A 13,390-nucleotide genomic window follows, 5' to 3' on the forward strand; every position below is an offset into this window, starting at 1 on the left:
CTGCTTCCGACCCCTATGTGAAGATGCGAACTATGTGAAGTTCTGGTTCTTCTTCTCGCAAGACTTTGCAACAGCAAAGATAGCGCAGGGCGATTGACGAGGGAACTTCACATAGTTTTCGGTTTTTCTGAAGATTGCCCGTCACTTCAGGAGACCGAAATGAACTCTTCACGCCCACTTCGCGACCGAGCTATTCGTCAGCTGGTTCTCGGCCCATTGGCACCTTACGTCGATACCTTCGAGCGGCATCTGGTTGAGCGCAACTATGCTGCAAAAACCACTGCGACCTATCTTGGTTGCCTAGAACATTTTGGACGATGGATGGAGCATCGCTGCTTCCAGGCCAAGCATCTTGATGAAGACACGGTCGCGGCGTTTCTTGATGGTCATCTGCCCCACTGCGATTGCACTTGTCCGGTCGTTCGCGCGCGTGAAGATCTCAGGGCCGCCCTCGGACATCTGTTGGTCATGCTACGCGCTGCTGCAGCGATACCTGAGCGGGTCGTGCGAAAGACTCCGGTGGACGAGGAGCTATGTCGTTTCGATGAACGGATGGAACGTGCGCAAGGGCTTGCTGCAAAGACGCGTACCCAGTATCTGCGCACAGTCCGACGTCTGCTTGTTGGGCAATTTGGGGTAGAGACGGTTGACTTCACTGCAATCACCCCTGAGCACGTACGACAGTTCATTGACGAGCAGAGCACGCTGTATAGCACTCCGAGCAGTGGTGCCACATTGATTTCGGCGTTGCGCAGCTATTTCCGTTTCCGCGCAAGCGGTGGTGATCGGGTCCATGCGCTGACCGGGGTACTGTGCTATCCGGCCAACTGGGGATTAGCGTCGTTGCCGAAGGGCTTGAGCGATGCCGAGGTTCGGCGCCTCGTCGACTCGCTTGTTTGGGAGGGTCCGTCGGCGCGTCGCGCCGCCGCCATGGTGCGTTGTGCTCTGGATCTCGGCCTGCGCAGCGGGGAGGTCGCCACGCTCGGCTTGGACGATATCGATTGGAAGACCGGCACGATCACCTTGCGCCGGACCAAGAGTCGCCGCGAAGACACCTTGCCGTTACCTCAGACCACTGGATGCGCCATCGTTGATTACCTCCTCCATGAGCGCCCGCCAAGCGCCAGTCGGGCGGTCTTCGTTCGCCGCGTCGCGCCTTGCGACCGTCCACTCGGTGCCGACTGCGTGCGCAAGACCATTCGTCAAGCTTATGCCCGAGCCGGCTTGCCCTATACCCGCGCGCACCTGCTGCGCCACACCATGGCCAGTCGTCTGCTAGCGAGCGGCAGTTCGCTCAAGGAGGTCGCCGATGTCCTGCGTCATCGCTCGCTCAACACCACGTTGATCTACGCCAAGCTCGATAGTCGGAATCTAACCGAAGTCGCTTTGCCATGGCCAGGAGGTGTGGCATGAAGACCGCGACCGCTATGCAAACGTACGTCACGCAATTTCTTGCCGAACGTCGTCGGCTTGGGTTTGCCTCGCGTTCGATGGGATATGCCCTGGGAAACTTTGCCCGCTACATTGATGGTCTAGAAACAGCCGGGCCGCTCACCGTCGAGGTCATGAGTGCGTGGGCGCAATGCCCGAAGAATGGCAGTAACAACCCGCTGACATGGGCGCGACGCTTAAAGATTTTGCGCCCCTTTGCCCGATGGATGCAGCAGTTCCAGCCGAATACCGAGGTACCAGACAACAGCATCTTCGGCAGCGTCGACCGGCGGTTGACGCCTCATATCTACACCGAGCAAGAGATTGCCGACCTGCTGGTCGCCGCAGGGCGTCTGCAACCGTCGTTGCGCGGTGCTACATACGAGACGCTGTTCGGCTTGCTGGCTGTAACTGGGCTGCGTGTGTCCGAGGCACTGCATCTGCTTGAGGCAGATGTCGACCTGCGCTCTGGCGTTCTGACAGTCCGCCAGACCAAATTTGCCAAGTCCCGCCAGGTGCCGTTGCATCCGAGTACGGTGGATGCGCTCAGAGCCTACCATCAGCTGCGCGACCGACAGGTCGCGAGCACCAAGGAGACGCCGTTCTTTGTCGGCACGCACGGCCGGCACCAAGGGTGCGAGTTGAGCCTGCGCCAAGTCAATCGCGTGTTCCGCAGGTTATGCGACCAATTAAAGTGGGCCAACCGTGGCAACCATCACGCACCCCGCATCCACGATCTTCGGCACACGTTTGTCGTGCACCGTATACTGCTCTGGCAGGCACAAGGAATTGATGTCGAACAGCGGATGCTGGCCTTATCGACCTATGTCGGCCATGCAATGATCACCAACACCTATTGGTACATCACGGCGGTGCCTGCGCTCATGGCGCGAGCCGCCGAGCAGTTCGAGCCGCTGCGACCAAGCGCGGAGGCCCGCCATGTCTAACATCAACGCGCCACTCGCACCTTCCTTTTCGGCGCTGGTCCAACACTTCTTCGCCGACTATCTGCTCGCCCAACGCGCGATGAGTTCCAATACTGTCGCTTCCTACCGGGATGCGATGCTGCTGTTTCTGGACTTCGCGCACGAACGCCTGGGTAAGATGCCAACTGAGTTGTGCCTGGCAGACCTCGACCCGGACTTGATTTTGGCCTTCCTCGACCACTTGGAGCAAAAGCGCAGCAACTCGGTCCGCAGCCGTAATCTGCGTCTGACTGCTCTGCGCGCGTTCCTGAAGTTCGCCGGACGGCGCGATGTTGCCTCTTTGTTGACTGTTGAACGGGCGCTCGGCGTGCCGATGAAACGGTTTGATCGTCCGATGTTGGGATTTCTTTCACGCGAGGAGATGCTCGCGGTGATTGGCCAGCCAGGGCCAACCTGGACGTCCCAACGTGACTATCTCTTGCTAACGATGCTTTACAACACCGGGGCACGCGTCTCGGAGATCGTTGCGGTGCAGATCTCTGATGTTGTACTGAACACGTCTACATGTGTTCACCTGCACGGAAAAGGCCGAAAGCAGCGTAGCGTACCCTTGTGGAAATCAACGGTCCAGGATATCCGCACTTGGCAGCGACGCAATCCGCAACTCTTAGCGAATTCGCCGTTGTTACCGAACCGAGATGGCCGAGCCATGACACGCAACAACGTCAACCAACGACTCGCTATCGCCGTGGCCAGTGCCGCTCAAACTTATCCCTCGCTCGCGAAACGGTCTGTTTCGCCGCATACGATACGCCACTCAACAGCGATGCACATGTTGCAATCCGGCGTCACCTTCAGCGTGATTGCACTTTGGATGGGCCACGAGAGCACCACAACAACACATCGATATGTCGAAGCAGACCTGACCATGAAAGAAAAGGAACTCGCGCGGTTGGATGAGCCCGAAGCGGGGGTCCCGCACTATCGCCCGCCCGATAAGCTCAGAGCCTTCCTTGAAGCCCTCTAAACTATGTTAAGACGGCGCTGGCTCCAGCACCTTTTGGTGGCGGAGCCAGACCAACAAACTTCACATAGTTCGCATGTTCACATAGGGGTCGCTATGTGAAGCTTCACATAGCGACCCACAGCTGCCATCGGGCCTTCGAGCAACGACGACGGCAATGCCACCCAGAGCGGACATTGCGAGAAGCCTCATTTTCATCAGTGACGCCGCCGATTTCGCCCGCCCGCGGACCGCCTGCCTGGCATTCTGCGCGGGAGCCGATTCCGGACTGGGACCTCCTCCAGCAGCCCGAGCCCGACTTCGAGTTCGATCAGCGCATCTCCTGGTAGCCGCCGTCTCTGTCACGCAGGAAACGGTGCGGCCCCGCTCGTCTCCCGCCGGCGCGTTGCGGCGCAGGTGCTCACTCCAGCACCCGGAAACGCACGTGCCCGCACGGAGCGCGACGTCCGTCAGCACCGCAGTCGGGCGTTGACGGCGCATCCCACCCCCGCTACGGTTCGTCGTCCGGCCAACCTGGATGCTCAGGGTGGCTTGGATCTCCTATCCGTAACACCGAGCTATGATTCAGATTCGTCTGTCGTGGTATCACCGAGCCTTGAGAGGGTTCTTAGTGCGACTGTGACACAGCCTAACCTGAGCATGAAAAATTGCCTTCAATTAAATCGTTTACTAGAGATGAGGCTATGATAAAAAAAACCGCTGTTATCGCAATGTCTGTAGCCGTCTTATCAGCGACTGCTCTGATGCCTGGCAACGTCGTTGCGTCTATGGAGCCCAAGGGCTGCGCCCGCAATAAGACCAAGCTGCGCCACGCCTTCAATACCGACAGCAAAAGGGAGGGCGGCGGTGTTTGGGTCTATATCGCGCTGCCCGAGGCGGAGTCTGGGGAAACCATCAGAATTGCGTCCGGGTGTAAAGCGCACAGTCACGGAGATGGTTGGCTCGATGCAAAACTCGAGTGTAATCGGGTCTGTTGGAGTGACTTCGTCTATATGTGTCAGAACGGTACCTGGAAAAGGGTTGGAGAAGGGAATATCTTCTCCAACGACATGCTGTGCCACAGCACAGGCAATCACTCCCAGAGATACCTGTATGTCGGCGAAGGTAATGCGCCTTGGTGAGTTGCTCGCCGACGATGAGACGCATGGCAATGATTGTCCGTCCGAATATCCTTCGTGACTGAACTTGGGAGCCTGCTGATGAACGCGAACATGGGATGGAGGGCCTTCCGAGCTTGGCTGAGCGGTGTCGTCGCTGTAGTGAGCCTGAGCAGACTATTTGCGGGAATCGGCCGCGATTCTGAGCAAATTCAGTGAGGGAAAACAAAAAACCCCCTCAAACAACTTGACGCAAGTTGCCCGAGAGGGCTGTCTCCGAATTTCGCCAAAAACCAGGAGACAGTCCCAGTGTGTCACGCCTTTCTTGCCGACACGAACTTTTACCACCTGCTCACCCGGATCGACGAGTCGATTGCCGAGGAAGTCCGCGCGGGCGGCTGTGACTGCGGTGGTGCGTTGCACAGCGCCCGTTATCCGCGTAAGCCCCGAGGTGTTGTGCGTGGCGTCTTGGATGAGAGCTACCAGAGCCGTCTGAGTTTCTGCTGTGCCGCGGACGGGTGCCGGCGGCGCAGCACCCCGCCTTCCGTTCGGTTTCTGGGCCGCAAGGTCTATCTCGGGGTCATCGTCGTGCTGATTTCCGCCCTGCATTGCGGGCTGAGCGCATCGCGTCGCCAGCGCTTGATCAAGACGCTCGGTGTCACCGTCCAAACCCTGCGGCGGTGGCAGCACTGGTGGCGTGAGCAGTTTGTGCAAACCCGCTGCTTTCGATCCTTGGCTGGTCTGTTGATGCCGCCGATCGCCACCGAGCACCTGCCAGGATCCCTGCTGGAAAAATTGAGCGCAAAAGCGTTGTCCGAGCGCGTCGTGCAACTGCTGATATTGATCGCCCCGAGCACGACAGCGACAGGCTCGCTGTAGGGCAACGCCAACCCGCAGAAGACCTCATCGCGCCGCTGGGCGGCGCCTTCTAGACTCCCGGTGATGTGTGAAACAACTGGGAGGTGAAGACGAATGTCCGATGACAACGGCCTCGGTGATCCCGATGGTTGGGCGCGGTTGCGCTTTGCCATTATTGGTCCTTTATTGGCTGATCCTGCGCCGGCGAACGCGCTGGGCGCGCGGCTGAAGGCGCTAGCGGCCAAGTCATGGCGCCATCCGGTGACTGGGCGGGCGGTCAGTTTTAGCTTTGGCACCTTGGAGCGTTGGTATTACCTCGCACGCGATGCCCAAGACCCGGTGGCGGCACTGCGCCCGCGCCGGCGCAGCGATGCCGGGGAGCAGCGCGCGCTGAGTCCGCGCCTGATGGATGCGGTGCAAGCCCAGTACCGCGACTACCCCGGTTGGACGGTGCAGCTGCATTACGACAACCTCGCCGCCTTGTGCGCGGGCGATCAGACCCTGGGGCCGCTGCCCTCCTATGCCACCGTGCGCCGCTTCATGAAGCGCGCGGGCTTGCACCGCCGGCGTGTCCCGGCGCGCAAGACGCCGGGCGCTGAACAGGCCGCGCGGCGCCTGGAGGCCTGCGAGGTGCGCAGCTATGAAGCCCAGTATGTCCATGCCTTGTGGCATCTGGACTTTCATCATGGCTCGCGCAAAGTCCTCACCCGGGGTGGCGTCTGGGTCAAGCCCCTGCTGCTGGCGGTCATTGACGATCACTCCCGCCTGATCTGCCATCTGCAGTGGTACCTCGATGAGACCACCGAGACCTTGGTCCATGGCCTGGGGCAGGCGTTGCACAAGCGCGGGCTGCCGCGCGCCTTGATGAGCGATAACGGCGCGGCAATGCAGGCCGAGGAGTTCACCGCCGGATTGCACGCCCTGGGCATCCTCCATGAGCCGACCCTGCCGTACAGCCCGTATCAGAACGCCAAGCAGGAGCGCTTCTGGGCCACGCTGGAAGGCCGCCTGATGGCGATGCTTAAGGGGCTGGAGGAGCTGAGCCTGCAGCGGCTCAACACCCTCACTCAGGCGTGGGTGGAGCAGGAGTACCACCGCAAGGTCCACAGTGAGACCGCCGCCACGCCGCTTGCGCGTCTTCTCGATGCGCCCAACGTGGGGCGCCCCTGTCCGGACAGCGAGCAGGTCCGCGCCGCTTTTCGTTGTCGCGTCCAACGCCGTCAGCGCCGCAGCGATGGGACGCTCAGCCTGGCGGGCAAGCGCTTCGAGGTGCCGGCGCGCTTGCGTCACCTTGAGCAACTGCATATCGCTTATGCCCGCTGGGATCTGAGTGCTGTGGACGTGGTTGATCCCCACTCGGGCGCCATCCTCTGCCGCCTCTATCCCCTCGATAAAGCCGCCAATGCCTCCGGGCAGCGTCGGCGCCTTGAGCCCGCCGGCGCACCGCCACCGCCATCACAACGCGCCACGACGCTGCCACCGTTGCTGCGCGACTTGCTCGCCGAGTATGCCGCCACCGGTCTGCCGCCGGCCTATCTGCCAAAACACGATGACCTGGAATCCAGTCGATGAACAAGACCCTGCTGGCCCTCTATGGACTGAAGTTCAATCCGTTCTCCCCGGAGCTGCCGACGGCGGCACTGCATCGCAGCGCGCCGGTGGAGCAGTTTTGCTGGCGCATCGAGCAGAGCCTGATCCGCGAAGGCGGTTTTGCGCTCATTCAAGGTGATCCGGGTACCGGCAAGAGTGCGGTACTGCGCCTGCTCGATGAGCGTCTGCGCCAGCTGCCCGATATCAGCGTTGGGGCGCTCACGCATCCCAGCTCGAAGGTGGCGGACTTCTACCGCGAGATGGGCGATCTGTTCGCCGTTGACCTCAAGCCCCATAACCGCTGGGGTGGCTTCAAGATCCTGCGCGAGCGCTGGCTGGCGCATCTGGAGACGACGCTGTTGCGCCCGGTGTTGCTCATCGACGAGGCGCAGGAGATGCATCCGACGGTGCTCAATGAGCTGCGTCTGCTGACCTCCATGCAGTTCGATTCGCGCACGTTGTTGAGCGTGATCCTGGCCGGCGATGGCCGCCTGGCGACCAAGCTGCGCCGTGAGGAGTTGCTGCCGCTGGGCAGTCGTATCCGTACGCGCCTGAGTATGGAGTATGCCAGTCGCGAGGCGCTGGTCGCCTGCCTGGAGCATTTACAACACAGTGCCGGCAATGCGAGTCTGATGAGCGCAGGGCTGATGAAGACGCTCGCTGAGCATGCGTTGGGCAATTATCGCGTGCTTACGACCATGGCGGCAGAATTGCTGGCGCAGGCTGCTCGGCTCGAACGCGCGCAGCTCGATGAACAACTCTACCTTGAGGTGTTTGGTTCAGCGGCGGGCAACGCCCGCCAACGCCCGAGTGCCAGGGCGGGCGCCTGATGAGCCGCTTGAGCGCTGAGCGCCCGCACCAGGCCATGACAGCGGCAAGACACACCGCCGTGATGCTTGAGGCATGGCACGACGCTGGCATCGTGCGTGCCGATTTGGCGGTGCGCACCGCCAAGGCGACGATGCTGTGGTTCCATGATCGCTCTTTGGATCAGCTTCCGTTGGGGCTGGCCAGAGCGCGCAATGTCCAACAGGCCGATATTTATATCCGTCCAGCCCGCGGCTATCCCTGGCCAATGGTGTTTCTCGATGATGTCGCACGGCCGATGGCGCAGCGCATCGCTCGGCACTATGCGGCCCTGGTGGTGCAGACTTCGACGCTCGGGGGCTGCCACCTGTGGCTACGGCTGACCCGCGCGCTCGATGAGGCGCAGCGCTGTGATGTGCAGCGTTGGCTGATCCCGCGCGTTGGCGCCGATCCGGGCTCGGTCTCCGGTGAGCACCTCGGTCGGCTCGCCGGGATGAAGAATGCCAAGCGTGGCGGGGAGTGGGTCAATGTCCTTCGGCGACCAAGCCCGCAGGAGCGCGTCTGGGATCCAACTCCGGCCTTGCCAACGATGGCTCCGGCTCCGCCGCCAGTCGTCAACTGCGCTCCACGGGCGCGCTTATCCACCGGGGATCCGTCCGAATCCGCCCGCGAATGGGGCTGGGTCTGCGGCGCTCTTGAGGCGGGCCTTGCACCGACCACGGTCTACCAGCGCTTGCTCGAGCGCGCGTCCCCGCGTCGCGGAGCCGATGCCGAGCGCTATGCCCGCTACACCCTCGCTCGCGCCATTCGCCAGAGCGCTAGAGGCAACTGAACCCGCTGCGTCTCTCCCCCCTCAGGGGGGGAGCGTGGTTCACGATTCCGGCTTCCCGCTGTCGGCCAGTAACGGCCCCCGTGATCCCACACGCATTCCATGTCCTTCAAATGGCTTGGAAATGGGTCCCGCAATTATCGTGATTACGCTCACTGTAGTAGCTGTCAGCTCGTCGTTCATTGCTGCATCGACAGATCAAGATACGGCTGAGACAGCGAGATCCAGTGGCGTTGCCGAAGCCGGTCAAACCTCTGGGGAGCGCAGCCGAGAGTCGGAATCAGCCGCTGTCGAAACGACTCAACCGGACTTGCAGGACGGCACTTACGATTGGCCGACCAGTCTCGACCAGTATCAGTATGTCTGCGACAGTGGTCTCGTGCTTATCAGCGCCTATGACCCTGAAGAAGACAGCATGTGGGTGGAGTATCGTGGCCAAACGTTCGCGCTCAGGCGGTTGCGGTCTGGCAGCGGCGCCAAGTTCGGAGGCACTGACGTGCCCTGGGGCTGGTGGAACAAGGGCAACGAGGGTCTCGTTTTCGGCTACGCCGACGATGGCAGTGATAGCGAGATCCTGGACAGGTGCAGCGCTGCTGAAGCGAATGATGCGGCGGTGGAGCGCGACCCTGGCCGGCGTTGGTCGCTCGAACTGCATAGTGACTTCATTGCATTGCTCGACTGCATGGATTGCGGGGACGACGTTGGCGCGGTGCTTGAGTGCCGCGGCCAGGGCAAGCCTGCGCGCCTGAGTATTCTTTGGGCGGCCGTTGATACAGACGGTGCGTTAGATGCTGCGTTGGCACTCGAGGTTGGTAATCAGGTTTTCGAGCATACGGCCGAGACGACTTATGCGGGACAGGTCGGCCAATTCCCGCAAATCCGCATTGGCCCAGATGATCCGATGATTGCCGCGCTCAATGCCGGTTCCACCTTGCACGTCAGTTTTGCGGGTGCCGAGACGTCCATTGGCCTCAACGGGTTTGAGGCTGCATTCGCGGAGTTCGATCGGGCTTGTCCCTGGCGTCGTGATCAGTCCGCAGGCGAAACGGAAGGAGACCCAATCCCTGACGGCAGTCCTGTTGGCACTGGCGAAGCAGCTTCCGACCAGCCGCGCTGGATGCTCAACGAACATCGTAAAACCAAATCCGGGGTTGCCGTGACTAGTCTGAGCTTCGGGGTTCCCGAGACTGACGCGTTGGCCTTTCAGGCGACCTGCGCGCCAGGTGGGCCAGAGGCACTGATCGACGCCATCGCGTTGCTGGACGTGGACGTGGATGAGAAAGCCGAAGGGCAGGCCGCTGAGCTGGTGATCGCGACCGCTGACCTCGAGATACGCCTCAAGGGGCAGGTCTCGAAAGGACGCGCGACCTATCCTGGGATTCTGGTCTCCGTTGGACCTCGGCATCCGCTGTGGTCGGTCCTCGAGAGTGGCGATCTCGTCTCGTTGAGCAGCGGTCAAGGGCCCGGAATCAGCTTGCCAGTTACGACCTCCAGCGACCGGATTGCGGAGTTCTTACGGTCGTGTTCCGGATCGTGATGAGCTGCTAAGGCGTGATCGCCGGCATTGCCTGCAACCGCTGCCCGGCTCTCGCGAGCCTCCTGTCTCAGGCATTAACGCACGCTTCATGACCGGCTATGCTGTGTATAAAAACAGCCAATGATCTCGCTGCCACTCGGATACTGACATGGCCGTCGCGTCACCGGGATGCGGACCTGTCCCATACTGCCGCCGCCATCCCGAGCAAACCGCCCTCTACCGAGTCGTCCAGCAGCACCTGGAGACCTATCTCGCACTCGCGGGTGAAGACGACTGGGACGCGCTGCGCCTGCCGGCCTACGTGGAACGGGAGTTCCGCCGTTATCTGGAATGCGGCATCCTCGCCTACGGTTTCGCCCGTGCCAGATGTCCGGACTGCAGGCACGACTTCCTAGTTGACTTCTCGTGTAAGGGTCGCGCGATGTGTCCGTCGTGCAACGCCCGGCGCATGGCGGAGACCGCGGCGCATCTGGTCGATCATGTCTTCCCGCCGCTGCCGGTGCGCCAGTGGGTCCTCTCGGTGCCCAAACGGCTGCGCTGGTAACTGGAGCGCGAGCCGCGGGCGATCAGCGCGGTGCTGCATATCCTGCTGCGCGTTATCGAGGCCCATCTGCGCCGGAGCAGCGATGCCAGCTCACAGGCCCCGCTTTGGGGCGGTGAGCTTCATCCACCGCTTCGGTGCCTCCCTCAACCGCCACGTCCATTACCACTGCTGCGTCATCGACGGGGTCTTCGAGCCGGTCGAGGAGGCCGGAGATATCCCGCAATCCGTGCGCTTTCTCCCCGCCGCTGAGCTGACACCGGAGGCCCTCGCCGCCATCGCCGAGCAGGTGCGCATCCGGGTACTGCGCTGGTTTGCCCGCAGCGGGCTGATCAAGCGTGATGACGTCCGCGAAATGCTCGCCTGGGAGAACAGCGGCTTCTCGCTGGATGCGGCGGTTCGAGTCGGTGCGCACGATCGCGCCGGTCTGAAGCGGGTCCTGCCGCAGTGTGCTCGGCCTCTCAATGTCCGGTGTGCCGACTATTGCTGCCGTTGGCAGCCGAAGGCGCGAAGTCTCTTCCTGGCCGGAAAGCGCCCTGCCAAGTAGGCGCTCCTAATCCGGAAGAATCGCGAGCGCCGCATCTTGCCTCAAGGTACGGTTGCCGACCCATTGCGGTCAGCTGCATTGGAGACGTGCACGTCCGCTGTCGAGGCATCACCAGACAATACTGTCTGGTGTTTCCTTCTGCCACACGTGCAACGAAGTAAGGACCGCGACACGCTGGGTCACTCCCCAGCCAGGACCAGTACGCGCTCGACGACGTCGTTGGCGAGCCAACCTCCATGACGGCGGATACGCTCGACACCCTGGGCCACCGAGTCCAGCTTGCCGCGCCGTTTAGCGTGGAGAAGCACGCCGAGGGAACCCGTCATCGGGATGGAGCTACGGCGGGCAACCCGCCTCGCCTTGAGATCGTCCAGCACCACGGTGGCGCCCGGAAGATCCAGGGCGAGTTGAATCACCGCCGCCTCGCCGAGATCCAACTCGCCAACGAGAAGCGGCGAAATCCCGTTCGCCAGAGCGTACACCTCGATATCGGGTACCATTTGAAGCCGCCGGGCGGTGTCGTCCAGCTGGGCGCCGGCCTCCAACTCCCGGAGCACAGGCTCCGGCACCAAGACCCGGCCGTAGAGCGCCGGTAGGGCATCGAGCCCGCCCAAGGCAACGGTCAGGTGAATGACCGGACTGCTATTGAGGATAATCACTGGCGGCCTCGGCAGCAGCGAGGTCCCCCTCCAACTCGTCAGCGCCCACCTGGATGGTGGATACCCCGAGGCGGCCAAGCTCAGCGAGAAACGCCACCCGCCCCATTCCGACTAGGCCGGCGGCCTGCCCTGAGCTGAGCCGGCCGATCTCGAACAACTTGGCGGCCATGGCCAGGCTTGCCTCACGCTCAAACTCCGCTCGGGACATATGCAGCGCATCGGGGAAGGTTTCTGGGTAATCGACGGACAAGGTGTTGCTCATGGCCCAGTGCTCTTGGGTGCGCAGGTGGGGTGCGCAGGCGTATCCCTCATTTTCGCCGAATTGACCGGGCGAAGCCAGAGGCGCAAGCACCTCCTGGAACAGTTGATGTAATCGCTGGTTCTGGCGCATGTCTGCTGTCCCCGAAGCGATAGACCCCGGGCAGTAATACCCCAATATCCGGTTCTGGCCGGAAAGCGCCCGAGAAAAGGGCGACACCAGACCGGTAACTCCGCCCACCTGCTCGGCCGGAGAGCGGTCAATGCCCCCGGCCGAGACGCTCAGGCTTCGATATGCTCAGCGATCTCCAGAGCATCGTCGACCTCAATGCCAAGATAGCGAACCGTGCTTTCCAACTTCGTGTGCCCAAGCAAGAGCTGAACGGCGCGGAGGTTCTTAGTGCGGCGATAGATCAGCGTCGCCTTGGTTCGGCGCAAGGAATGGGTGCCGTAGTAGGCGGGTTCGAGTCCGATGAGCGCAACCCAGCGTTGCACAATCCGAGCATACTGGCGTGTCGAGAGATGTTGGGATTTACGGCTTCGACTCGGGAACAAGAAGCTCCCGGCAGCAAGGTGCTTCGCGTCGATCCAGGCGCGCACTGCCTCGCGAGTCTGCTCGGTCAACTCGAACCGCACTGGCCGGCAGGTCTTTTGTTGGATAACACTGGCGCGCGGCAGGATTTGGTTTCCATGCGCGATATCTTGAACGCGCAGGCTGACTAGGTCGCACCCGCGCAGCTTGCTGTCAATGGCCAAGTCGAATAAGCCAAGGTCGCGCAACCGCTTGGCCAACTGCAGGCGAATGCGGATCGCCCAGATTTCCTGAAGCTTCAGTGGCGGTTTTTGACCGATCAGTTTGCCTTTGTTCCAAGGCACGTGGCCAGTAGGATGCGTGCTTTCATTATTCGTTGTCGACATCGTCTGTTCCCTCCTGGGAGTTGAGGAAACAGCAGTATCGTCACTTTCCTGGCTGAGTGCGCTTATCGACCCACAGCGGACTAACGCCGCAAATCACCGGCAGCAAAAAGCAGAGCGACGAAGGAGCGGCGCTTTTTGACGTCCGAGTGCATTTGCCTTGTTATGCAATAATTGCACGATACAAGTCACTTGATGGGGGTGTAGGATAGTTCCACATTCTTTAGCCATATTTTGCCGGAGCCCTCCACTGTAAGATTGAGCTTGACGAGATCAGGTGTTTGCCCGGATTTCAGATAGAACGGAACCTCATATGACGCCCAATCGTTCGTCCCCTTCAAGGCATTCTGAAATCCTTTAGAAAAGAACTC

Annotated in this window: 14 protein-coding genes; 11 read left to right on the forward strand and 3 right to left on the reverse strand. The window is 61.3% G+C overall.

Features of this window, described 5'->3' with window-relative positions; translation table 11 throughout:
- Positions 1 to 159: 159 nt before the first annotated feature.
- The 11 genes from Thiosp_RS09845 to Thiosp_RS09895 all read left to right on the forward strand — a co-directional run bounded on the left by Thiosp_RS09845 (position 160) and on the right by Thiosp_RS09895 (position 11,187).
- Positions 160 to 1,413, forward strand: coding sequence for a site-specific integrase (locus tag Thiosp_RS09845; protein ID WP_201067799.1), 1,254 nt, complete (start codon positions 160 to 162; stop codon positions 1,411 to 1,413).
- A complete protein-coding gene (locus Thiosp_RS09850) occupies positions 1,410 to 2,378 on the forward strand; it encodes a tyrosine-type recombinase/integrase (protein ID WP_201067798.1) in 969 nt (322 codons plus the stop codon). Before Thiosp_RS09845 ends, Thiosp_RS09850 begins: the two co-directional genes overlap by 4 nt.
- Positions 2,371 to 3,384, forward strand: coding sequence for a tyrosine-type recombinase/integrase (locus Thiosp_RS09855; protein ID WP_201067797.1), 1,014 nt, complete (start codon positions 2,371 to 2,373; stop codon positions 3,382 to 3,384). Before Thiosp_RS09850 ends, Thiosp_RS09855 begins: the two co-directional genes overlap by 8 nt.
- Before the next feature lie 680 nt (positions 3,385 to 4,064).
- The gene (locus Thiosp_RS09860; RefSeq protein WP_201067796.1) at positions 4,065 to 4,502 is read left to right on the forward strand and encodes a hypothetical protein; all 438 of its coding nucleotides are present in this window, start codon (positions 4,065 to 4,067) and stop codon (positions 4,500 to 4,502) included.
- 285 nt (positions 4,503 to 4,787) lie between these two features.
- Positions 4,788 to 5,357 (forward strand): hypothetical protein, encoded by a 570-nt coding sequence (locus tag Thiosp_RS09865; protein WP_323696484.1) that lies wholly within the window; start codon positions 4,788 to 4,790, stop codon positions 5,355 to 5,357.
- A gap of 93 nt (positions 5,358 to 5,450) precedes the next feature.
- Positions 5,451 to 6,908: a DDE-type integrase/transposase/recombinase gene (locus Thiosp_RS09870; RefSeq protein WP_323697016.1), complete on the forward strand. Its 1,458-nt coding sequence runs from the start codon at positions 5,451 to 5,453 to the stop codon at positions 6,906 to 6,908.
- Positions 6,905 to 7,756 carry an ExeA family protein gene (locus Thiosp_RS09875; protein ID WP_323696456.1) on the forward strand — a complete coding sequence of 284 codons (852 nt, stop codon included), beginning with the start codon at positions 6,905 to 6,907 and terminating at the stop codon, positions 7,754 to 7,756. Before Thiosp_RS09870 ends, Thiosp_RS09875 begins: the two co-directional genes overlap by 4 nt.
- Entirely contained in the window at positions 7,756 to 8,565 is an 810-nt protein-coding gene (locus Thiosp_RS09880; protein ID WP_323696455.1) for a DNA-primase RepB domain-containing protein, read from the forward strand. The genes Thiosp_RS09875 and Thiosp_RS09880 overlap by 1 nt, the downstream gene beginning before the upstream one ends.
- A gap of 307 nt (positions 8,566 to 8,872) precedes the next feature.
- On the forward strand, positions 8,873 to 10,099 hold the full coding sequence (locus tag Thiosp_RS09885; protein ID WP_201064036.1) for an MliC family protein: 1,227 nt from the start codon (positions 8,873 to 8,875) through the stop codon (positions 10,097 to 10,099).
- A gap of 148 nt (positions 10,100 to 10,247) precedes the next feature.
- Positions 10,248 to 10,643, forward strand: coding sequence for a transposase zinc-binding domain-containing protein (locus Thiosp_RS09890; protein ID WP_201064038.1), 396 nt, complete (start codon positions 10,248 to 10,250; stop codon positions 10,641 to 10,643).
- 82 nt (positions 10,644 to 10,725) lie between these two features.
- Positions 10,726 to 11,187 carry a transposase gene (locus Thiosp_RS09895; protein ID WP_201064041.1) on the forward strand — a complete coding sequence of 154 codons (462 nt, stop codon included), beginning with the start codon at positions 10,726 to 10,728 and terminating at the stop codon, positions 11,185 to 11,187.
- 179 nt (positions 11,188 to 11,366) lie between these two features.
- Here the strand turns inward: Thiosp_RS09895 and Thiosp_RS09900 are convergent, their stop codons facing one another.
- The 3 genes from Thiosp_RS09900 to Thiosp_RS09910 form a co-directional block, all read right to left on the reverse strand.
- On the reverse strand, positions 11,367 to 11,846 hold the full coding sequence (locus Thiosp_RS09900; protein ID WP_201064043.1) for a DUF3368 domain-containing protein: 480 nt from the start codon (positions 11,844 to 11,846) through the stop codon (positions 11,367 to 11,369).
- Positions 11,830 to 12,237, reverse strand: a complete 408-nt coding sequence (locus tag Thiosp_RS09905; RefSeq protein WP_201064045.1) for a UPF0175 family protein — start codon at positions 12,235 to 12,237, stop codon at positions 11,830 to 11,832. The genes Thiosp_RS09900 and Thiosp_RS09905 overlap by 17 nt, the downstream gene beginning before the upstream one ends.
- Before the next feature lie 149 nt (positions 12,238 to 12,386).
- Positions 12,387 to 13,022 (reverse strand): tyrosine-type recombinase/integrase, encoded by a 636-nt coding sequence (locus tag Thiosp_RS09910; protein WP_201064047.1) that lies wholly within the window; start codon positions 13,020 to 13,022, stop codon positions 12,387 to 12,389.
- Positions 13,023 to 13,390: the final 368 nt, after the last annotated feature.

The sequence above is a fragment of the Thiorhodovibrio litoralis genome (assembly GCF_033954455.1).
In the GTDB taxonomy this organism is placed as follows: domain Bacteria; phylum Pseudomonadota; class Gammaproteobacteria; order Chromatiales; family Chromatiaceae; genus Thiorhodovibrio; species Thiorhodovibrio litoralis.